Raw genomic sequence first — 21,389 nt, 5'->3', positions numbered from 1 at the left:
CTGATCTTTCTTCTTGATCGCTCATTAATATCAGCCCAGCACAAAAAAATTAGCCCGAATTTGGTCTAGATTAGAAGTACTTACAAAACATGAATTCAAATTCTGTGAAAAGTTTATAGTAAAAAAACAATAAATTCAGATATTGAACCAATTTAATAAATTTTAATACTTTTCTTTAGACATTAGGTGAGAAAATTGACAAGCAATCGGATGCGTTTCATGCATGAAGAAAGTGCATTGGCCGAGCAGAACGGCATGTTGAACATCGATTCCACCGACACACTCCTGGAGACGGTGCTCAGCCATGTCGATTTCGGCCTGGCGGTCTTCGACATCAACTTCAAGCTGATCACGGCAAACGAGTGTTACTTCTCCCTTTGTGAGTACGACAAGGACACCATTGAGCCGGGCGTCGCCTTGCAAGACCTGATGACGCGGTCATTGTCGCGAAAAGGCGAGGATCCCCACCAGATCGAAGCCACCATCGCCACGACACTGCTTCGTTTGAAGGTTGGCGGCACGCACAAATTCGTGTTTCGCACCGTCAGCGGTAAAAACATCCTCATCACACGCACGTTGAACGCAAAGCAGCAGCTCATCGAAACCGTGCGGGAAGTCACAGGTCTGGACGGCGAAACGTCAAAGTCAGACCAACTGCGTCACGTCGCCGAAACGGCGCACGCGCGCATGATGCACGCACTCAACGCGATGACCGATGGCTTCGCGCTTTACGATGCCGACGACCATCTGGTCTTTTATAATCAGAGGTTTATCGATCTGAATCGTCATTTGTCGGGCTTCATCCGTCCTGGAATGTCATTTGAGGAAATGCTGCGCAGCGGTGTCGTCACCGGAGCCTACAATCTGCACGGAATGGATGACGAGGCTTACATTCACTGGCGTTTGCAACAGCACTTCAATCCCGGCGAACCGCACGAACACGAAACGGCCGACGGGCGCTGGATAAGAACAATTGACACGTCCGCTGATGACGGTGGAACGGTCTGTGTTCAGTCCGACATCACGAAGGCAAAAGAGCACGAGAACGAGATCGCCAGGATCAGCGGAGCGCTGGACAAGACAAGCGACCGTTTCAACGAAGCGCTCAATAACATGATCCAGGGATTGTGCATGTTCGACAACGAACAGAAGCTGATCCTGTGCAATCGCCGCTATCTGGAAATGTACGGCTTCTCCGCGGAAGTGGTGAAACCTGGCATTTTGATCGCAGATATCATGCGATACAGCATTTCGCTTGGAAACTATCGTGAGGAAGATGCCCAGGCTGCCCTGAAGGCACGCCACGACCCGTCGAGACTGAAAAAACGGACTACGATCAAACAGCATCTTCGCGACGGGCGCGTCATCGCTGTCATGAACGAGCCGATGGTAAACGGCGGATCGATTGCCACCTACCAGGACATCACCGCCATGGAACGGCACGAGGCCCGTCTTGTGGCCTATACCAAGAAACTGGAGACCTCGAACAGGGAACTCCAGGACTTCGCCTATGTCGCCTCGCACGATCTGCAGGAGCCACTGCGCAAGATCGAGGCATTCGGCGACAGGCTCATTCGAAAATACGGTGATCTGCTGCCAGATGACGGCAAGATGTTCGTCGATCGCATGCAGAATGCCGGCAGCCGGATGCGTCAACTTATCAATGACCTGTTGGGCTATTCGCGCATTACGACCAAGGCCAGACCATTCGTTGCCGTCAACATGAAGGAAACGGTGGACGGCGTCTTGTCCGATCTGCAAATCCAGATCCAGGAGCACGATGCGACGGTCGAAGTCGGCGATTTGCCGACGATAGACGCAGACCCGATCCAGATGCGCCAGCTGTTTCAGAACGTTCTGAGCAATGCGCTCAAATACAAGAAACCGGACGTCAATCCCGTTGTAAAAATCAGTGCCGAGATGGTCGAAGGTATCGATGAAACGGGAGCGCCGCAAAGCTACGCGAAATTCGCGATTGCGGACAACGGCATCGGTTTCGACAACCAGTACAAAGACCAGATTTTCAAGATTTTTCAGAGGCTTCACGGACGTCTCGAATACGAAGGGACGGGCATCGGTCTGGCGACCTGCCGCAAGATCGTGGACCGGCACAGCGGCTCTATCGATGCCGACGGAGAACCCGATGTCGGATCGACCTTTTTCATTGAACTTCCATTGAGACAAAGCAATGCAGAGGACCAGGACTAATGCAGAATTCCAGGCCTATTAGAATTCTTATCGCCGACGACGATGCTGACGATCGTATCCTGATTGCCGATGCCTTCGAGGAGGCACGCCTGAGCAATCCGGTCGATTTCGTGGAAGACGGTATCGAGTTGTTGGAATATCTGAGGCATGAGGGCAAATATTCCGACCTGCCCGCAGGAACGCATCCCGGTCTCATTCTGCTCGACCTGAATATGCCGCGCATGGACGGTCGCACTGCCTTGGAGCAAATTCGCGCTGACAAAGAGCTCCGTCGGATCCCGATTGTTGTTCTGACAACTTCGAAGTCCGAAGAAGACATCCTGAAAACTTATAATCTCGGCGTCAATTCTTTCATAACCAAACCTGTCACGTTCGAAGGCCTTTGCGAAATCGTGCAGATCCTGAGCCGATATTGGATCGAGATCGTCGTTCTGCCGAACGAAGCAGAAGAATAGCCGACTGTAATTGTTTAGTTTTTTGCTTTCTGCAATCGGTTCTCGTGTTCCAGCAGTCATCCGGCACAAGCGATAGGGCGTGTGCCGGATGTTTTCGTCGCAGAACAACTGAACCTGCAGCGAACGCAAGGCGAACTAATCTTTAAGTAGTAAATTTCATTCCCACGCGTCATCTCCGGAGTATTATTTATGGCTTCCGGCAAGCGTCGCTAATAAAACCAAATTTTAACTATATAGATAAGTAAGACATGTCATTAACGCCAAATAAGTTAGCCGGGTTTTATTCTACACATCGATGTCGTAGGAGGTAATATTGAGCGGTAAGGCAATAAACGTGCTCATCGTCGATGATGACGAGGACGATATCTACCTTATCGTCGACACGATCGGCGAAATCGCCGAATCTGAGTACACATTGCATGTCTCGCACTCCCCGACAAAAGCAATAGACATAATCAAAAACAACACGATCGACATCGTTCTGTGCGACTACCTCATGGGTGCGACCAGCGGGCTTGATCTGATCAACTCAATGCGCGCTGAGAACATTGAAACGCCCGTGATCCTGCTGACCGGGATGGGTGGGCGCCATCTGGACGATGCGGCACTTGCGGCCGGTGCGGCCGATTTCATCTCGAAGAATTCGCTCGCGCCGGAGGTCATCGACCGCGCGGTTCGCTATGCGATTGCCAACGCAGAGCGTCAGTGCGTTCTTCAAACCGTTCTGACGAATGTCAACGCCGCGGTCGTCCTGATCGACAAAGACGGGGCTTTGAAGCTTTGGAACCCGATGTACACAGATCTGGTGGAATCTGAAATCGGGTGTACGGAAGAGGCCTCGCTGAAAGCGTTTTCGTCGAGAATCCTCTCCGAAAACCGCATTTTTCCGATTGGCGACCGAATTTTGGAACGCAAGATCACCAACCTCTTGAACAACGAGATGGTGGTCATGCTGCAGGACGTGACCGAGCACGTGGAAGCTTTGCGCGAACGCGAGTTGGCCAACAATCGCGCCGAACATCTGGCGATGCATTGTTCCTTGACCAATCTGCCGAACCGGAACGCGTTCAACGACCGCCTCAATCAGGAGATCGCGCGCGCCAAGGACCAGAATTCCGGCTTTTACCTGTTTCTGCTCGATCTGAATAAGTTCAAGGAAGTCAACGACTTCTACGGGCACCAGGTCGGAGACGCGCTTTTGTCTGAAGTCGGGCGCCGGATGAGTGCCTGCCTGAAAGAAGGTGACTATCTTGCACGTCTCGGAGGCGATGAATTCGTCGCCATCCAACGCTGGGACGAAAAGCGGCATGCTTCTCCTGAACTTGCACACCGGATCGTGGAAGTCGTCAACGGCTCCTATCCCCTGCTCGGGACCATTGTGAACGCAAGCATCAGTATCGGGATCGCGACCTACCCCGAGCACGGCAAGACCGCAGAAGAACTGATGTCGAACGCGGATCTGGCGATGTACAGGGCAAAGGAAAACCCGGTAAACCCGGTATCCTCGTTCGACGCGGACATGGACAAGGTGATCCGGGAGACGCGCAAGCTTGCGCGCGACCTGAAAATGGCCGTCGAGCTGGCTGATCTTGACGTTCACTTTCAGCCGCAAGCCAACGTGAGTGACTCGTCCATTGTCGGTTTCGAGGCGCTTGCGCGCTGGAACCACGCAAAGCTCGGTGCAATATCTCCCTCACGTTTCATTCCGATCGCCGAAGACACGGGGCTGATCCATAAGGTCGGTGAACTGGTCTTGTTGAAGGCCTGCGAAATCGCCTCGACCTGGACGCGGCCGCTCAAGGTCGCGGTGAATATTTCGCCCCTTCAGATCAGATACACCGATATCGATCAGATCGTGCATTCCGTACTCCTGAAAACCCAGCTTCCGGCCTCGCGACTGGAACTGGAAGTGACGGAGAGCGTGCTGATCGACGATTTCGATCGGGCACATCACATCTTGCGGAAACTCAAGAACCTTGGGGTTTCTATCGCCCTTGACGATTTCGGAACCGGTTTTGCGTCCTTGTCGACACTGGTGTCCTTTCCGTTCGACAAGATCAAGATCGACCGCTCCTTCACCAGCAGCATCGACAAGAGCGCCAAGGCGGCGGAGGCCATGCGGGCCATGATCGGTCTCGGTCAGAACCTCAATCACCGCGTGATTGTCGAGGGCGTCGAAAAACCGCTACATGTCGACTTCCTTGCGAAGCTCAACTGCGACCTCATGCAAGGATTCCTCATCGGCGCCCCCACGCCTCACCATGCATTTGACGATCTGACGCGACCGGTCGGCACCATTGGTGCGACCGAAAGAAGAGCTTCACCGCGCAGGGCCAAGTTTTCGAACTGCGCATAAGACTTCCCGCCTCACCCCGCGGCGGACCAAGAAAACCCTCCCGAACATCGGCATATTCATACCGCGCCAGGCTCTAAAGGCTTTCCGCAGCCCCCTGCCCGCTGCTCGCAGTCTGTTCGGTCAATGACGCCGCACCTTTCGGGGTCAGTTTGTAGATCCCGCGTTCGACGCGCTCGAACCAACCATAGTGATCGTCCGCCATAATTCGGGTTGCGCGCTCGACATTGGTCGCCTTTGCAATGTCGGCACCACGGCTGGGTCCGTTCGTTTCAAGATAAGCGGCACACCTAAGCGCGTCCTGGCGATAAGCCGTCACCAGGCGCACCCGGGTGGAGCCACCAGTGTTCGGGTCACCCACCCGGCGTGAAAACTCTCTCAGCAGCCGGTCCTTGCGCGGTTTGGATTTGCGAGGGGTGTAAGGCCCCGGATCGACATGCACCTCAACCAGCCCATCAGAAAGCCGGACCGTGATAAGGCCAAGGCCCAGACGCCGTGCCAGATTGATGTTGTTTCGAAGAGTGTGTTGAAACCGCCGTCCCGTCCCCCTGGCAACGGCAATGTAAACCGAATCCGTCACGGACTGCCGCGTGATGGCCTGATGAAAGAGGCCGAGCGTGAAGCCGGTTTTCAGCTCGACAATCACCGGTTCCTCGTCTCCGCGGCAGGCAACGATATCGGCAGCACCAACCTCCGCCTTTACGTCGTACCCTTGCCCGATGAGGTAGGTTTTTACCGGCAGATAGAGATCGGTTTCCAGGATTCGGCTCATCGACAAAGCCTATGACTGGAACCGGCACCGGGCAATTCCGCAAACGCATGCGTCTCACTCACTCCCCAGTTCTTGGCCCAGAACGCAGTGTATTCCACGGCGTGCAAACTTGGTCGTGTTCATCCGCAACACCACTTCAGAAAAAGCATCAAGCAGAACAGCAAAAACAATCATTGCAATCTTGTAGTCTTCGTTATGATAGTATTTCAAGCTGACCTCCCTTACGGAAAGTCATGTAGTAAAAAACGCTGAAAGGTGATCAAGATCACGAACTGCCACCCGTTCATGAACTAATCGGGTCCGGTTTGTGTTCAAAGGACGTAAAGATGCCACTCACCAATCCATTGTTTCGCGACAATGCGCGAATAAGAGATGCCGCTGAAAATGCGCCACCCATGCGCCGCGGAGAACGGGACGCAGAGGCCGTCCGTATCCTTCAAAATGCGCTGATAGCTGTAAATGCCGCGACACTGCGCCGGTCCATTCGGCCAGACGGAACACTCGACGGAGATTATGGCGGCGAGACCGTCGCAGGCGTTGCAAGGTTTCAGGCAATGGCGGGTCAGGCCGAAGACGGCGGCCGCGGCGACGGAATTGCAGGCCGCTTGACCTGGCAGGCGCTCGACGAGCGCGCGCCACATGAACCGGCAACGGTCAGCATCACGCCCGCTCCGGTCGTGACACCTCACGCGGAGACAAGCCAGACGCTTGGACCCGACGGTGTCAGGTTGCCGAGCGCTGCCGTTCTCCTGCGTGAATACCGGCAGTTCAGAGAAGTCAACGGACTTCCCTGCGGCCAGGGCATCACCAACCAGTGCGCGATCCGCATGAGCGTCGCCCTGATGCGCTGTGACATCGGATTTCATTTCGACCGCACGCGCATCCGTTATACCCACACAGCTTCAAATCGCAGGTGCGGCACCGGCGTTGCCCACAATGCCAGCGCCTCGCGGCTGATCGACTACCTGCAGGAGTTCTGGCGCTTCCAGCGGTATTCCAAGCGGGGCAGCAATTCCATGACCGCGGAGCAGATCGAGCGTGCGCTGACAGACCGTCCGGGGATCATCTATTTTGAGGATTGTTTCGAGCGGGCCGACGGCTCCGCAGGCGATCATATCGATTTCTGGGACGGCTCCAGGGTCATGAACGACCGGCTTGACTACAACGGACCTGGTGAGCGCGACGCCGGTGAAGGTCCGTCGAGCAGCCGTTGGTTCAGAAACATCCCGAGGGAATTGCTGTTTCTCGAGATCCCGAGTTAGGTGCAATACCTGCTTTGGCAAATTGTGCCGGGAACGCCAATGGTCCCCGGCACAAATCGGTGTTCAGAGCGTTCCCGCGCTCATCTCCCTGGCAATATGGTCCGCCTGCCGGATTGCGAGCGCCACGATCGTAAGCGTCGGATTTTCGGCCGCACCCGTCGTGAATTGCGATCCGTCGGAAATGAAGAGGTTCGCAATATCGTGGGTCTGGCCCCACTTGTTGACCACGCCGTCCCTTGCGTTTTCCGACATCCGATTGGTGCCCAGATTGTGCGTCGATGGATAAGGCGGTGTCGGGAAGGTGCGTGTCGCCCCGACGGCCTCATAGACGGCAGCGCCCTGCTTGTAGGCATGATTGCGCATCGCGATGTCATTGGGATGATCGCTGAAATGCACATTGGCAACGGGAAGGCCCCACTGGTCCTTTACGTCATTGTTGAGAGTCACGCGGTTGGTTTCCTGGGGCATGTCCTCGCCAACCAGCCACATGCCTGCCATGTTCTCATACTGGTCGAGTGCGGAGGTAAATTCACGTCCCCAGGCTCCCGGATCAAGGAAGGCCGCCATGAACGGGATACCGAGTGCGAGGGTTTCCATCTCGTATCCGCCGACGAAACCGCGTGACGGGTCGTGACGCGATTCATCCTGGATGATTCCTGCCATCGTGGTTCCGCGCCACATCTTGACCGGTTTGTCAAAAACGGCATACACGGATCCGGTCATGTGGCGCATATAATTCCGTCCGACCTGCCCGGATGAGTTCGCCAGTCCGTCGGGAAACATGGCTGACGCCGAATTAAGCAGCATTCGCGGCGACTCGAACGAGTTGCCCGCCACGCAGACGATGCGGGCTTTCTGCATTTGCAGGTTGCCGTCCTTGTCGAAATATTCGACGCCCGTCACCTTGCCGTCCTGGTTGTGCAAAATGCGGGCGACATGGGCGTTTTCACGCACCTCTAGATTGCCGGTCGCTTCGCCGCGCGGGATGTCGGTATAGGCGGCCGACCACTTTGCCCCCCATTTGCATCCCTGGAAACAGAAACCGGTTTGCTGGCACGGCAAACGCTCGTCAAAGTCCTCCGCATTGATTGCCATGCGTCCGGTATGAACGTCCTTGTAGCCGAGCGCCCGCGCTCCCTTTTCGAATACGAGGTAGTTGTTGTTGCCCGGCAGTCCGGGACGTCCGTTCGTACGTGTGACGCCCAACTTGTCCTCAGCCTTGGCGTACCAAGGTTCCATTTCTTCTGCTTCGATCGGCCAGTCCAGCAGGTTGGCGCCCTGAACGCCGCCGTAGGTCGTCGCAGCTTTCCACTCGTGCGGCTGAAACCGCAAGGACGCCCCTGCCCAGTGCGTCGTCGTACCGCCAACGGCCTTGACGATCCAGGCCGGCAGGCCGGAAAAGTCTTTGGCAACGCGCCAGTCACCACTGGTCGTGCGCGGGTCCACCCAGGCAAGCTGGCCAAAGCTCTCCCATTCGTCATTGACGTAGTCATCGGGCAGATACCGTCCGCCCGCTTCCAGCGCCACAACGCTGACGCCCTTCTGGGCCAGTTCGTTTGCCAGTACGCCGCCACCGGCGCCTGTGCCGATGACGACGACGACGGTGTCGTCGTTCTGATCAAAAGGTGCAGCCATAGTTCTGTCCTCCCCTATGGCTCAAAGCCAGTTAATGTCGTTGAAGCCGCGATCCACGTAACCGCCTTTGGAATAGCTCTCGCCTTCATATCCAAAGATCGGCCAGACAGCTTTCTGATTGTAGAGACCTGTTACCAGCCCCCCGCGGACCTTCTGGAAAAACGGGCTTTCTTCCATGTTGCGCAGGATGTCCACCCGGTCGCGTTCCCAACCGGTATCCAGGTAACCGGCGTTGCCCTTGCCGCGAGCAGCGGCATTAAGAGCCGCTATTCCGGCCTCGACCTCCTCGGCCAGATCAGCGTTGTCATAGCCCTGGACCGCTATCACATAGAATTCGTCCGCGATACGGTCGTGGGGGTAGATGTCACGTGCCATCTGCACGAGCGTTGCGAAGGTTTCCGGCTTCAAAGTGCTGACTTCCGTCGCCCAGGCCGCGTCCCTGGCTGCAATGAAGCCCGATCCTATCGCGAATGATGCACCAACAGCGCTGGCGCTTAACAGCAGTTGCCTGCGGCTGAGCCCCTTTGGCCCGTCTGCCTTGGTCATTTCCTCTCCTCCCTCTTCTGGTTATTTGAAGCGGCCTCCCCGCTCGAGCACTTCGATCTGGTAGCCGTCGGGATCCGCGACAAAGAAAAACCGGGCCACCAGCTCACCGGCCGGCGCAAATTCGACAAGTTTCCTGGGATTCAGCCCTTCGGCTTCAAAGCGCGCGTGCTCAGCTGCAAGGTCGGTGACGGAGACGGCAAAATGGCCATACCCGTCGCCGAGCTCGTAAGGCTCGCTCTGCGACTTGTTTACGGTGAGTTCTAGCTCAAATTCGCTTTCCGGATTGCTCAGGTAAATGAGAGCGAATTCGGGAAAATCCAGGCGATCCTTGACGGTCAGACCGAATGCCTTTTCGTAGAAGGCAAGTGACCGCTCCTCGTCAAGGACGCGGATCATAGAGTGTATTGCTTTGGCCAAAAGACCGCCCTCCCGCTGCTATGACTTGGCGGAAGGCTAGAGGGTGCAATGCCGATCGGGTGGTATACTTATACCACGGAGAGCTTTTTCTCCGGCGCGCCGCTTTCGAATTCGGCAACCATTTCCTGCACCTGGACACCCGGGTTAATTTCGATGAATTTCAGGCACGCACAACGCAAAAGCGATGTGAAATTTGTCGGCTCGCCGCGCAATTGCAGGACTTCTGAATGGAGCGTGGATATGAAAGTCGGGGTGGAAACGTTATCGCGCCTTGCAATCTCGTCGATAATCTCCCAGAAGGCATTCTCCAGCCGAATGCTCGTACTCTGCCCGTTCAGGCGCATGCTTCGGGTCTGTGTGGCGTAACGCTCAGGATCCTGTCCTGCAAAGATCTGACACATATTGTTCCTCCCGGTGTCAGTTTGTCGGCTCGCAAAGCAAAAAATGCTCCACTGGCTTACGTGTTTTCACGCTAAGGCGATCATTATGATCCAGAGACCGGCTGAGCACCAGTCACTGCAACGCGAGGCATCGGACTACGCGCTGATGCAAAACGCAGAAGAGCATATTCAGCAGATAAGGAATGGCACGCCCCCGATCAAAAAGGGCTGACATTGCTGCCTCCGGCCATCTCCGTCGTCATCAACTCATTGATTTGACCCGATTGAGCCTCAGAGTTTCTTGCAATTCCTCCTCATCCTGAAGTGCGTAGCAAAGCGAAGCCTCGAAGGATGGGCCGCGCACTCGGAGTATTCACCCCATCCTTCGAGACAGGCCTGCGGCCTCCTCAGGACGAGGCTGAAGGTGGATGTTTCGGCGACACATTCAACGCCGCCCCGGCCTTGAGCCGGGGCCGGATTCGAATGATTGTCTCGAGCCCAAGTGGGCCAAGGTCCCGGATCAAAGTCCGGGACAGCAAAGTGGAAAATAATGCTGTTCTTCTCACCCCGGACGACCCGTAGAGGAGATCCGGGGCTGGGGAGCCCGGATCTGACGCGGCGAGACGGGAAACCCGCCGGGCCTCAGCCTCCCCGATACCGGCTCGCGTTGCGCTTGGCCGGGATGACAACAATGAACCAAAGACCTCATCCTGAGGAAGCACGCAGCGCTGTCTCGAAGGATGGCTTCTTGCGCCGACGCGTGTTGTCTAAAGCGCAAGCTTGAGCTTACCGCCACGCAGCGAGCGGGAGCAGCAGGACATCATCCGACGGTTTTCACTGCGTTCAGCGCGCGTCAGAACCATGTCGCGATGGTCGATTTCGCCTTCCAGAACCTCCACTTCGCAGCTACCACACAAACCTTCCCTGCAGTCGCAGGCCAGATCGATACCGGCCGACAAAAGCGTGTCGAGCAGTGTCTGGTTGGCTTCAACGGTCAAGGTCAGTCCGGAGTCCTTCAATTCAATCTCGAAGGCGTTTTCCTTGTCCGGGTCGAGACCGGTGGCATTGGACGTGAAATGCTCGAAATGAAATGTGCCCTCAGGCATATCTGCCGTCCACTTTTCGACCGCGGAGATCAACCGCTCCGGGCCGCAAACGTAGATCTGCCCGCCATCCGGGAGGCCCTCGACGATCGCCTGGACATTGGCGCGCCTCCCCTCGTCACCTGCATGAACAGTCAGGCAATGACCATGATCCTGTTGCAGGCGGTCAACGAATGCCATGCTCCGGCGCGATCTTCCGCAGTAATGAACCTGATAGGTCTTGCCCAAAAGTTTCAATCTATCCGCCATTGCGACAATCGGCGTAATTCCGATGCCACCAGCCAACAGGACGAAGTGGGAAGCCGATTCATCGAGACGGAACAGGTTGCTGGGACCGCGCAGGCGCAGCTCCGTCCCCTTCACAAGCGTATCGTGGAAGTGACGCGAACCGCCGCGTCCGTTTTCCTCACGCAGGATCGCGAGGTCGTACCCGTTTGCGTCAGCCGGCCCGCACAATGAATATTTGCGGTCGTATCCGTCAGTGCAGAGCTCGATATGAGCGCCAGCGCTCCAGCCTGGAAGGACCCGGCCCGCGGCATCTTCGACAGTTACCCCGATCACGCCGTCCGCCTCGGAGCGGATATCCGCCACTCTAACTTTGCGTGCAATGTCCCGGCGAGATGGCGGACCGACTTGAAAGTGTTTCTGGTTGTCTGCGATCTGCGGATCATGCCGCTCCGGGTTGCCGGAGGGATCCCACTCGACCCAGACCTGCTCCGGTCCCCTGAACGACGTGGTAGGCAAATATGCGAATTCCTGCTCTGCGAGCTGAAGATGAGGCAGCCGCCGGGTGAATTCCTCCAGGAAGATCCGCATTTCCATGCGGCCGATATTCTTGCCCATGCACTGATGGCTGCCATAGCCGAATGTCAGGTGATCGACGGCATTGTCCCGGTAGATATCGAACCGGTCACCGTCTTCAAAGTGGCGCTCGTCCCGATTGCCGGAGGCCTGCACGATCAGCAGCTTGGCCCCTAACGGCAGGTCGACGTCGCCGAGCCTTGTTGCAGCCGTCGTCTGCCTTCGCCAGGCAACGATCGATCCGGAATATCGCAGGCACTCCTCCACGGCATTGGGTATGAGGCTCGGATCTGCGCAGATGTCCTCCCAGGCCTGCCGATGGGTCAAAAGCGTCTTGAACATGTTCGCCGATGCGAGCGACGTCGTCTCATGTGCAGCCACGATGATCGCCATCATCATGGAATGCACATAGCTGTCCGTGACGACGTCCGGCATCTCTGCGTTCTTGCGGATCGTCTCGTGCATCCACCCGGTGCCATCCGGTTCCAGCTTCATACGCTCGATAATCTTGCCCGCATATTGCCAGAACTGGCCGACGGAATGGGCGACCGCGATCTGCTGTTCGTCGGTCGGCTTGCCCCAGGTGTTGACAGAGTGCGCAACCGAGAATTTTCGGAAAGTTGCGATTTCATCTTCCGGAACGCCCAGAAAATGCAGCGCGACATTCAGCGGGACCTCATAAAGGATGGCATCCACGAGCTCGACCCGGCCGCTATCGATGAGCGCATCGATTTTCGCACGCGTCAGCCGCCGCACCATCTCCTGCTTGGCTTCCAGATTTTCGGGCAGAAAGTGGTCCATCAGAACGCGCCGGCGCTCCATATGCGCCGGTTCGTCTTCGTTCACCATCGTCCGGTTCAGCTGATAGCCATAGCCCTTCAGCACCTCCATCGCCTCCGGTGGCGCCGGCGTCATTTTCTCAAGGGCAATGCAAGGTGAGTAGAGGATGTTGTCCCGAAAAACCGCCTTGATGTCTTCATACCGGCTGACGACCCAGTAGCCGAGCCTGGGACTGAAGAACACCGGCAACTGGTCCCGGGACCAGCGCAAGGCGTCGGCAGGATCAGCCTGGTAAGGCCCTGAAAAGGCATCAAACTCGGCCGCCATGCGCGACAGCGGGCATTGTCCGCCATTCGCCGTGGCACTGTCCGCGTTCTCGGAACCCGTCATGATCTCCCCTCATCAAACGCGCGCAGTTTGCAACACGGCGTCAAAATAGGAAAGAACGCTGATCGAGGCGACCGGTAAGCTGTCCTCGCCGCTTGTTCGAGTTGGCACAATCGTGTGAGCACCTGTCCAAGCCGCAATCCCTGAAGAGTTGCGGGTATCTGGAGACCCGTGTTCGCAACACCCGGCCTCCACTTTTCTGCATCAGATAAATCCGATCGTCATGGACGACCCAGGTTTCATCTTGGCTTCCTTTGCCAGCGCTCGTGTGATGTCTTGCCGCGTCGCCTTCTTGTTGAAGCGGAGTTGCTTTCTCACGACCGAAAAGTCGCCCGGGGTCAAATTTCGCATCTCTGCGATCTCTGCCGGCGCATTCATGTTGAAATAGACACGAAAAGCCTTTGCCAAGCCGGCCCGGTCGAGCGGTTTCAGCTCCAACTTGAAGTCAAACCGCCGCAAGGTCGCCGCGTCCAGCTTCGACGCATAGTTGGTCGCCGCCAGAACCGGTTGGTCGTGACGATCAAGCCATGACAACAGCTCGTTGACCTGCCCGGCTTCCCAGCTCGTACGCGCGGAACCGCGATCGAACATCAGGCTTTCGGCTTCATCGAAAAACAGAACACCCTGTTCCTTGCGCGCATCTGCAAATGCTTCGGCAATGTTACGCTCGGTTCCCCCAACCCATTTTGAAAGCAAATCCGACGCACGCTTGGTAAGCAGCGGTTTGTCCAGGCGTGCCGCAAAGTGGTGGGCAAACGCCGTCTTGCCTGTGCCCGGCGGACCGCTCAGCAAGAGTGAAACGTCGCTGTGGCCACATTCGGCAATGCCTTCCAAAACAACCTTGAGGGAAGGTTCGGTGTTATAGAGCGCCAAGTCTATTTCCGTCGAAACCCGGTTCGGCATGTCGCCGCCACGAAGCGTTTTCACAAGCGCGGAAACGGCCTCTTCGACTGTCCCGCCATTTCCGGCGAGTTTGGACGCCCTGGCAGCGTTACGCAGAACTGTTGTCGTTTCGGGAGCACTTTCGACAAGGGTTGCAAGCGAACTGGAAAAGGCCACGCCTTCATCTTTGCAGATACGCTCGGCAACGCGTTGCCTGGTGCTGCGCGAGGGATAATCCAGTTTCAGCACATAACTCATTCGGCGGATGATCGCGTCGTCCATGTTGCCGACGGCATTCGTTGTCCAGATAATCGGCACAGGATTGTTTTCCAGCACGCGATTGACGAACACTTTGCTGCCTTCCCGGCGTGTCATCCAGTCGCCTGAACTGCGCTGGCTGTTTCCGATGAAGTCTTCCATTTCGTCAAACAGGACAACAGCGTCTTTCTTGTCCTTCAAAATGCGTTGCGCAAGCATGAGGGCGCTGACACGATCGTACCGTGTCGGCTCTTCCCCGTCTTCGTCGATTTCGCCCACGGCATGCAGACGCAAGGCCGCCTCACGGCAAATGACACGCGAAAACTCGGTCTTGCCCGTTCCAGGTGGACCGTAGATCAAAATGTTGACCCCCTTTGACCGTTTCGCAACCGCTCCGGAAATAAGGCGCACGATGAAAGCCCCATCCGGCACTTCGGCAAAATCCTTCATCGACAAAGCGGTCTCGTGGCGCGGACCAACCAGCGCATCGACAAATTCCTCGCCCTGGCTCGGAGCACGGTCGAGCAGTGTTTCAAGCGTCCACTTGACGTCGACAGAAACGGACCCTCTGCGATTCATCTGAAATCCGATCAGACCCAGGCGGAACACCGGACTGCGCCGGACAAAGCGCAAGGCATCATGCGCAGAAACACCGCAGAGTTCTGCGAGCAAGACCGGAAGATCGACCCCTTTTCCGGTGATGACGTCGGTCAGGCTGCTTAGTTTCGGCAAGCGATCGCAGCCGATGAGCAAAGCCAGCAAAACCCTGTTTTCGGTATCGAGTTCCAGGAGTTCCGACAGCATGTCCGAAATCTCCATCACGTAGGGTACCGGCGCTTCAGACAAGCGCCAGCGCCGGAACGCTTCCTGAAAGCTTTTCCAGTTGCTTGTTTCATTCTTGACAAGGCCCAGGTCGAGCCAGGCCAGATTGTCCAGTGTCCAGTCTCTGAGCGCTTGCGCCAGAGGAGCATCGTCGGAAAGCCCGCGGCTCACGTGGAGCAGCATGGCCTTCACCAGCTGATATTCGTTCATGAGTGTCCCATGTCCCCATACGGGTTCACACGGCGCACGTGATGGTGCTTTCGAACCCGAAGTAAATTTTGTTTGTTTGGGGTTTGCGCAGTCGGCGAAATTCCGATCCCGACCGCAGCACTTGGGATGTGCTTACAGCAGAGACTGGAAAGCGCCTGGGCGCGGACCCGATAAGGTGATTTGATCCAGCAATGCACTTCTCCTATGCGCTGTCTCGCAGCGCCAACGGGACGCTACGTAACGGCACACAGATTTCAATTCAACCGTTAAGTTCAATATGGATACGTTCCTGTGCGTGAGTTGCGCAAAAGTCACAGGCGCGATCCGGAGGCCTGTCTGCTATGTCATGCCTCGCCAACCCGCTTGCATCACGACCTCACCTGACCGCGATCGTGCAACCAGCAACGGCCCAGGGCACCGCGCCGGACCAACCGAACGCGCCTGGCTTTTCCGGACCTGCTTTAGCAAGCGATCTGTGTGCAAACCCGATCTGACAGTGGGCCCCGCTGGTAGAAGCTTTTGGCGTGCTTTGAGCTTCGATCGGCTCAGCAGGCTCGTAATTCGGAGGCGGATCGGTAACATCGAAGATCGTTCTTTGAGAAGACGACAGGACCAGAAAGACCGTATCGGCCGCCTCGCCTGCCGGACTGATCGGCGGCGGATCCAGCGTCTCGGAGAAAGCCACTTCAACGCGCCCGGATGCTCCGGAAATTTCAGCAAGGCCGAAACAGGACGAACTGCCTCCCGCTGCCTGCATCCAGCTGACGTTTGTCCCGGCCTCCGTTCCGTCCAAGGCCTTTGCAAAGACATGAATGTAAGGCGAGCTGCCGACGCTCTCCCAGCCCTTTGGCGCAACGGGCAGAATGCCCGGTGCCGCTGTCCTGAATGCGGCGACCAGCAGATTCCCCGGTTGGATGCCGGCGGGTATCGTCAGGCCATGCACACCATCGGGAGCCTGATCCGAACTGGTCACGGCCTGAACCACCTGAACGCTTGAGGCCTGGCGCGTCACCTTGCTGGAATTGCCCACATTGATGACGGCTGGCGTGCCGACAGCATTCGACGCGGTCAAACGGCAAAGCAGAGGGTCGCCATCCGTGGTCCCTGTGTAGGTCGGGTCGGTGGCGCCTCTGACCGGTTCGCCATTGAGGACCCATTGGAACGAGAAAGCCGGTGCGGGAAACCCGGTCCAGTCGCCCAGGCCGCAGGCATAGACCTTGCCCGCTTCGGTCAGAACCTCCTGATCGGCCATCTCCGCCCAGTTCCCGGGGTCTTCGTCCCAGTTGGGCAGCAGTTTTTCCAGAAGTTTCGGGGCAACCGTGTTGACGGGTTCGCTGTTCCTGTCCGTTCCCTTTGTTGCAACGACATTGCGATCCGCCTTGTCCTTGGTCATTTTCCGGTAGTTCTGCGACCACGGACCCCAGCCCGCCTGGTTGCGCAGGCGATAACCGCAATAATAGGCCTGCCCCTTGATCAGGCCGTTGATTGTGCCTGTGTTGCCGTCAACAGTCTGCGCGACCCATTGCCGGCCATCAAGGCTGTAGCGCACGGCGCGTTCGAGGATCGGAAGCGATGAATATTCGCCCCTCCGCGAATAGTCCCAGCTGATCTGCCCGTCACCGCCTTTGAAGAAATCGCCCGGATTGCCCTGGAAGCCGGGATTGTAGCCAAGATGGGGCTGATCGGGAACGCCGGTCCATTTTGCGCGAAGGCCGAGCGAGTGGAACTTGTCGTAGAGCACGTTCCAGAGCGGTCCCGGTGTATAGAGCTGCGGCGTAGGATCGATCAGGCGCATCCGGTCCATGAAGCCGAATACGGATGCCCGCGGATTGGACTTGTCATCGGCCCCGCCCTGCAAGCGCCAGGAATACCCAGTCTCGCCGGAGGGCCCGTCCTGAAGGAACATCAAGAACAGGGCTTCCCAGGCGACACCGCGCCCCGCAATCTCGCCGTAACGGCTGTCGAGATTGCTGTCATTTCCGGTTGGCGCGATCATCGGCATGCCCAGCATTTCCTGGAACCAGCCCTGGGGAATATTGGTGAAGTTGCCGACAGGAACGGCACTATCGATGCGGTCCTGGTCAACCCAGTAGGTCTGGTCCCACTGCGTGCGCGCAAACGCCGCCCGGGCCAGCATGCCGCCATCTTGTAGCGCAAACCCGGCAATCACCCAGAAGGGGTACCACGCAAGGCCCTGGCCCGCACCGGAAAACAGGAACATGTCATTGAAGCCGGAGCGGATGAAGATCTCGTCGATCTGCTTGCCGAAACCGATAATCTTGTAAAGCAACGGGGCTTTCTGGTCCTCGGTATACCGGTCATCGAGCAGACTGAAACAGGCTTGCATGTAGCCTTCGATAATATGCCCCGAATAGTTCGACTTGGTGTTGCCAATCGCGACATCGAGACGGAACCGCCGCAGGTTTTCGCCTTTTCTGGGAAACTGCCCATAGATCCCGAGCGAACTGGGCAGATTGGTGGACGTTGCCACAAGCGTCGGATATCCGGCGGGCATTTTGATCTGGCGAAAGACATTCCAGTTGATCTCGCTTGCCCGGGGCATCGACTTCGCGGTGGCCGAAGGTGCCGGCGGCAAGGCATCCTCAAAGGGCGGCTCGGCCAATACGGTCAGTGTTGGATAGGCCCTGATCGTCTGCCAGGAGGTCTCGTCAACGAACCTGGCAATGCGCGGCGCGGCAACAATACTGGTTTCATCGCCTGCATTGATTTCTATGCTGCGCAGATTGAGCTTGTCATTATAGGGCGTCGCGGAAGCTTTTGTGCCTGTTCCGCCCTCACCTATATAGGCCTCAAAGCCCTGCTCACCGTCGCCGCTCCAGTCGATGAACGGATCCTGCATCACGCCATTCCCGATGCGCCCGTCGCCCTGTAGGTCGCCCGAAGAAGGCGTCATGGTAATCGTGAAGCTGCGATCCGAAATCGCCACCGGCCAGCCATTGACGAATGCCCCGAACCGAACCGGCACACTGGTGGTGAATGTAATACCCTCGTGAGTGATCGAGGACTGTTCCGCTGTCGCAAGACGCGCTCCCGCCGCCGTCGACAACGACGTACTGCTGAGCAATGCCCCGGCACCTAGCGTCGCACCAAGAAAGGTCCGCCGGCCCATGAGCGGCCCGTTTTCAGGTCCCTTCTTCATGCGCCGACGACTTCGCCGCGCCTGGCTCCGGGGAACCAGCGAGGAACGTTTTTCAAAACGGGAACTCGGGCATATGTCTGCGTCATGTCGCAATTCATAGTGGGAGCAGTGCCAGAATATTCAAGATCAGGCAACAGAGTTAAATTTGACGCAACGTCTGGAAGGACAGGCTCAGATAGCTTTTCCTTGCGCTTAGAGGCGTGCAAGAGCCGTTCGAAAACTGGCACACAGCAAGGTTGATCGACGATCCGGATGGCAAAGAGTCTAATGAAACACGGACTAGAAAGGGGTGAACTCAAGTCGGGCAGGTACAGACTATCAACATGGACCACGCACGGACAATTGATCGGCGGAAGGTTCGTCCATAACGTCACTGCACACTGAGACGTTTCTTACACCTATCGCTTCACGCAGATTCGTGATTTGATCTACAGATCGGACATGTCCCGACAGATTTCTTCTTGGCCTCTTGGTCGACGAAATGTTGCAAAAGTCAGGTGCAGAGTAATGCGTATGCGACTTGGATGCCGGCTTACTTTCCAACTACCCGCACCAACACCAATGATCCTGATGCTCAACGTGCACTATTCGCGAGCAAGCGATCTCGAAAAGCCTGATCTTCTGGTGACGGATCCATCGGTTGCAATCGAGGCATACCGTGATGATTTTGGGAATTGGTGCAACCGTGTCAATGCGCCTGTGGGGCGTTTTGTCGTTTCCACAGAAGGCTTGATTCGAGACACCGGTCTCTCAGATCCCGTCGATGGAGCCGCTGAACAGCACCCAGTCGAGCAGTTGCCAGGCGACGTGCTCACTTACCTCCTTCCAAGCCGCTATTGCGAGAGCGATGTGCTCTCCGACTTCGCGTGGGAACACTTTAGCGAGTTCCCTCTAGGCTGGCAGCGGGCACAGGCCGTCTGCGACTTCGTTCATAAGCATGTGCGTTTCGGATACGAACATTCGCGGGCAACCCGAACTGCGGTTGAAACGTTAAACGAAGGCATAGGAGTTTGCCGAGACTACACTCATCTGGCGATTGCTTTGTGCCGTTGTCTCAACATACCAGCGAGGTACAGCACCGGATATGTCAGCGATATTGGGCAGCAGCCACCTTACGCTCCGATGGATTTCGCTGCCTGGATGGAAGTTTACCTTGGAGGCAAATGGTGGGTTTTTGACCCGCGCAACAACGACACCCGTTTCGGACGGGTGCTCATTGCCCGCGGCCGTGACGCCGCAGACGTTCCTTTGACACATAGCTTTGGGCGCCATGAGCTGAGTGGATTTGAAGTTTGGATAGACAAGGTCGAGGAAAAAGCCGAATTGTCGCGTGGACAAAATTAGTAGACGGCGAATGTCTATGTACGCAGAACCTGAAGGGATTGGACATCAAGCTCTTAGCTGACGCCTGCAGTCCTACTTCGCTATTTGCTCTGCGCCTAGTGAAACTAGGTAGGCTCACGACTGGAAGCAACTCAGCAGCTTGCACCGAGAAAGAAAAGCATACGAATTATCGAAACTCCCTCCTGCATAACTCACGCAATACATGGTTCATTAAATAAACTTGAAATAAAAATTTTAATTCTTTAATTAAAGAGAGATTTTTTGTTTTTTTGCGCTAAGAAAAATATGGGATTTTTATTTTATTTTCCTCATTTTTGAGTATCTTTTTTCCTGAGAAAGTGTAATGTGGTCCGTGGAAGAAAACGGGGATGCGAAAGAAAATACCCCCGTAAGCTGAACGCTTCCGAGTTTGAAGAATTTCCAAAAACGAAACGGTCCCAAAACTAAGGTTTTGCCTTTGGCATAAACTTAGTTTTTTGCCCAGCCGACGGGCCTTGTGTGTCTTTTGTTGGATTTCGCCATCAGATCATGGCGCTCCAGCAACGGAAGTTCATCGTTTTTTCGGCCTTCGGAGGAAGGTCGAATTCGCAAGTCGGATGAAAGAAAACGGCAGACAAAACCCTCCGGTGAAAAAAGCAGACCGCATATGCATCAGTTTAAAGTTGGACAGACAGTCAAGATTAGGCCAGGGCCAAAAGGATCTCCTATTCCAGACCAGAATTATCGAATTGTCGCCCAGCTACCTGCACGAAATGGGTTCCCCCAGTACCGTGTCCGAAACTCCGGAGAAGCCTATGAGCGCGTTGTTACGGAAGACCAATTGGCTTCGCTAAAGGAGGCCGACAATCGTCAGAACCGCACATTGCGGGAAAAGACATTCGGCGAGGACGGCTAGCAGAGAATTACTCCACCGCGAAAAGAAAAATCTTGAAAATAATCGCAGGAAAAATTAGGCGCCAAACAAGATTAAATCAAAGAATAAGAAATATTTCCGAAGCAAAACCGGTTTAATCAGCGGACTCGATCAACTTTCTACCAATATTCGAATGATCGACAATATCTGACAACCTCAACCACCTGGGACACAAAATGCTAGCTGGAATTAATCTTCGATTTTGTTGGGTTATCTGCACGATCTTCTTCCTCGGAACGAGCTTGCAAGCGCAAACGCCGATCCCTCAAAATGCGATAAAAGACAATTTTGGCGATGGTTGGAAGTGTTCGGTCGGATTTTATCAGAAAGGAGAAGAGTGTCTCGCAGTCCAAGTTCCCAACAATGCCTTCCTTACAGGCAAGTCATACGGGAAAGGATGGGAGTGCAAAAGAGGATTTGTAAGCGATGGTAGTAGCTGTGACCCCGTACACGTTCCTGAAAACGCGTTCCTAAATTCATCCGGAACGGGGTGGCACTGTGAAAGAGGCTTTTCCAAGACCTTCGGCAATAATTGTCTCGCTATCACCGTACCTCTCAACGGCTTCCTGAATTCGCGCGGTGACAACTGGGAGTGCGAGTTTCCCTATCGTGCTGTGGATGACGAGTGTTTGCGACCAGTTGCGCCGAGGAATGCGCACTTGACCCACGCAACCTACGGAAAAGGATGGGAGTGCAATAGG

At 55.9% G+C, this 21,389-nt stretch carries 15 protein-coding genes; 6 read left to right on the top strand and 9 right to left on the bottom strand.

The genetic code is table 11. From position 1 onward, the window contains the following. Positions 1-219 precede the first annotated feature (219 nt). The 3 genes from Q0915_RS04560 (at position 220) to Q0915_RS04550 (ending at position 5,019) form a co-directional block, all read left to right on the top strand. Positions 220-2,208, top strand: coding sequence for a PAS-domain containing protein (locus Q0915_RS04560; RefSeq protein ID WP_299473872.1), 1,989 nt, complete (start codon positions 220-222; stop codon positions 2,206-2,208). After that, a complete protein-coding gene (locus Q0915_RS04555; protein WP_299473869.1) occupies positions 2,208-2,663 on the top strand; it encodes a response regulator in 456 nt (151 codons plus the stop codon). The genes Q0915_RS04560 and Q0915_RS04555 overlap by 1 nt, the downstream gene beginning before the upstream one ends. Before the next feature lie 313 nt (positions 2,664-2,976). After that, a complete protein-coding gene (locus Q0915_RS04550) occupies positions 2,977-5,019 on the top strand; it encodes a GGDEF domain-containing response regulator (protein ID WP_299473866.1) in 2,043 nt (680 codons plus the stop codon). Between the two features lie 73 nt (positions 5,020-5,092). Here Q0915_RS04550 and Q0915_RS04545 read toward each other — a convergent pair whose 3' ends face one another. Both Q0915_RS04545 and Q0915_RS04540 read right to left on the bottom strand, forming a co-directional pair. Then, the gene (locus tag Q0915_RS04545; protein ID WP_299473863.1) at positions 5,093-5,788 is read right to left on the bottom strand and encodes a DUF2161 family putative PD-(D/E)XK-type phosphodiesterase; all 696 of its coding nucleotides are present in this window, start codon (positions 5,786-5,788) and stop codon (positions 5,093-5,095) included. 54 nt (positions 5,789-5,842) lie between these two features. After that, positions 5,843-5,998: a hypothetical protein gene (locus Q0915_RS04540; protein WP_299473860.1), complete on the bottom strand. Its 156-nt coding sequence runs from the start codon at positions 5,996-5,998 to the stop codon at positions 5,843-5,845. Positions 5,999-6,114: 116 nt separating this feature from the next. On the opposite strand from Q0915_RS04540, the gene Q0915_RS04535 reads away from it, so the two are divergent. Beyond that, positions 6,115-7,050, top strand: coding sequence for a T6SS effector amidase Tae4 family protein (locus tag Q0915_RS04535; protein ID WP_299473857.1), 936 nt, complete (start codon positions 6,115-6,117; stop codon positions 7,048-7,050). Positions 7,051-7,113: 63 nt separating this feature from the next. Here the strand turns inward: Q0915_RS04535 and Q0915_RS04530 are convergent, their stop codons facing one another. From Q0915_RS04530 to Q0915_RS04515, 4 genes are all read right to left on the bottom strand, one after another. Continuing rightward, a complete protein-coding gene (locus Q0915_RS04530; protein WP_299473854.1) occupies positions 7,114-8,685 on the bottom strand; it encodes a GMC family oxidoreductase in 1,572 nt (523 codons plus the stop codon). Between the two features lie 21 nt (positions 8,686-8,706). After that, the gene (locus Q0915_RS04525) at positions 8,707-9,231 is read right to left on the bottom strand and encodes a Twin-arginine translocation pathway signal (protein ID WP_299473850.1); all 525 of its coding nucleotides are present in this window, start codon (positions 9,229-9,231) and stop codon (positions 8,707-8,709) included. 21 nt (positions 9,232-9,252) lie between these two features. Continuing rightward, positions 9,253-9,648, bottom strand: coding sequence for a VOC family protein (locus Q0915_RS04520; RefSeq protein WP_299473847.1), 396 nt, complete (start codon positions 9,646-9,648; stop codon positions 9,253-9,255). Positions 9,649-9,716: 68 nt separating this feature from the next. Then, positions 9,717-10,049, bottom strand: a complete 333-nt coding sequence (locus Q0915_RS04515) for a ribbon-helix-helix domain-containing protein (protein ID WP_299473844.1) — start codon at positions 10,047-10,049, stop codon at positions 9,717-9,719. Between the two features lie 85 nt (positions 10,050-10,134). Here Q0915_RS04515 and Q0915_RS04510 point away from each other — a divergent pair, with 85 nt between their 5' ends. Next, entirely contained in the window at positions 10,135-10,260 is a 126-nt protein-coding gene (locus Q0915_RS04510; protein ID WP_299473841.1) for a hypothetical protein, read from the top strand. Between the two features lie 535 nt (positions 10,261-10,795). Here the strand turns inward: Q0915_RS04510 and Q0915_RS04505 are convergent. The 3 genes from Q0915_RS04505 to Q0915_RS04495 form a co-directional block, all read right to left on the bottom strand. Next, a complete protein-coding gene (locus Q0915_RS04505; protein ID WP_299473838.1) occupies positions 10,796-13,102 on the bottom strand; it encodes a cytochrome P450/oxidoreductase in 2,307 nt (768 codons plus the stop codon). A 201-nt stretch (positions 13,103-13,303) separates the two neighbouring features. Further along, positions 13,304-15,271, bottom strand: coding sequence for an ATP-binding protein (locus Q0915_RS04500; RefSeq protein WP_299473835.1), 1,968 nt, complete (start codon positions 15,269-15,271; stop codon positions 13,304-13,306). Positions 15,272-15,647: 376 nt separating this feature from the next. Continuing rightward, the gene (locus Q0915_RS04495; protein ID WP_299473832.1) at positions 15,648-18,431 is read right to left on the bottom strand and encodes a hypothetical protein; all 2,784 of its coding nucleotides are present in this window, start codon (positions 18,429-18,431) and stop codon (positions 15,648-15,650) included. 507 nt (positions 18,432-18,938) lie between these two features. Here Q0915_RS04495 and Q0915_RS04490 point away from each other — a divergent pair. Further along, positions 18,939-19,775 carry a transglutaminase family protein gene (locus Q0915_RS04490; protein WP_299473829.1) on the top strand — a complete coding sequence of 279 codons (837 nt, stop codon included), beginning with the start codon at positions 18,939-18,941 and terminating at the stop codon, positions 19,773-19,775. The last annotated feature ends 1,614 nt before the right edge of the window (positions 19,776-21,389 follow it).

The organism is uncultured Roseibium sp. (assembly GCF_947494555.1).
In the GTDB taxonomy this organism is placed as follows: Bacteria; Pseudomonadota; Alphaproteobacteria; order Rhizobiales; family Stappiaceae; genus Roseibium.
Note: the sequence above shows the minus strand (reverse complement) of the source record. Positions and strands in the feature narration are given on the sequence as shown.

What these genes read in the sequence shown, in the direction of transcription:
- Q0915_RS04510 (WP_299473841.1), top strand. Translation starts at nt 10,135, where the DNA reads ATGATCCAGAGACCGGCTGAGCACCAGTCACTGCAACGCGAGGCATCG.
- Q0915_RS04535 (WP_299473857.1), top strand. Translation starts at nt 6,115, where the DNA reads ATGCCACTCACCAATCCATTGTTTCGCGACAATGCGCGAATAAGAGAT.
- Q0915_RS04525 (WP_299473850.1), bottom strand. Translation starts at nt 9,231, where the DNA reads ATGACCAAGGCAGACGGGCCAAAGGGGCTCAGCCGCAGGCAACTGCTG.
- Q0915_RS04515 (WP_299473844.1), bottom strand. Translation starts at nt 10,049, where the DNA reads ATGTGTCAGATCTTTGCAGGACAGGATCCTGAGCGTTACGCCACACAG.
- Q0915_RS04495 (WP_299473832.1), bottom strand. Translation starts at nt 18,431, where the DNA reads ATGAAGAAGGGACCTGAAAACGGGCCGCTCATGGGCCGGCGGACCTTT.
- Q0915_RS04490 (WP_299473829.1), top strand. Translation starts at nt 18,939, where the DNA reads ATGCGTATGCGACTTGGATGCCGGCTTACTTTCCAACTACCCGCACCA.
- Q0915_RS04505 (WP_299473838.1), bottom strand. Translation starts at nt 13,102, where the DNA reads ATGACGGGTTCCGAGAACGCGGACAGTGCCACGGCGAATGGCGGACAA.
- Q0915_RS04555 (WP_299473869.1), top strand. Translation starts at nt 2,208, where the DNA reads ATGCAGAATTCCAGGCCTATTAGAATTCTTATCGCCGACGACGATGCT.
- Q0915_RS04530 (WP_299473854.1), bottom strand. Translation starts at nt 8,685, where the DNA reads ATGGCTGCACCTTTTGATCAGAACGACGACACCGTCGTCGTCGTCATC.
- Q0915_RS04560 (WP_299473872.1), top strand. Translation starts at nt 220, where the DNA reads ATGCATGAAGAAAGTGCATTGGCCGAGCAGAACGGCATGTTGAACATC.
- Q0915_RS04500 (WP_299473835.1), bottom strand. Translation starts at nt 15,271, where the DNA reads ATGAACGAATATCAGCTGGTGAAGGCCATGCTGCTCCACGTGAGCCGC.
- Q0915_RS04545 (WP_299473863.1), bottom strand. Translation starts at nt 5,788, where the DNA reads ATGAGCCGAATCCTGGAAACCGATCTCTATCTGCCGGTAAAAACCTAC.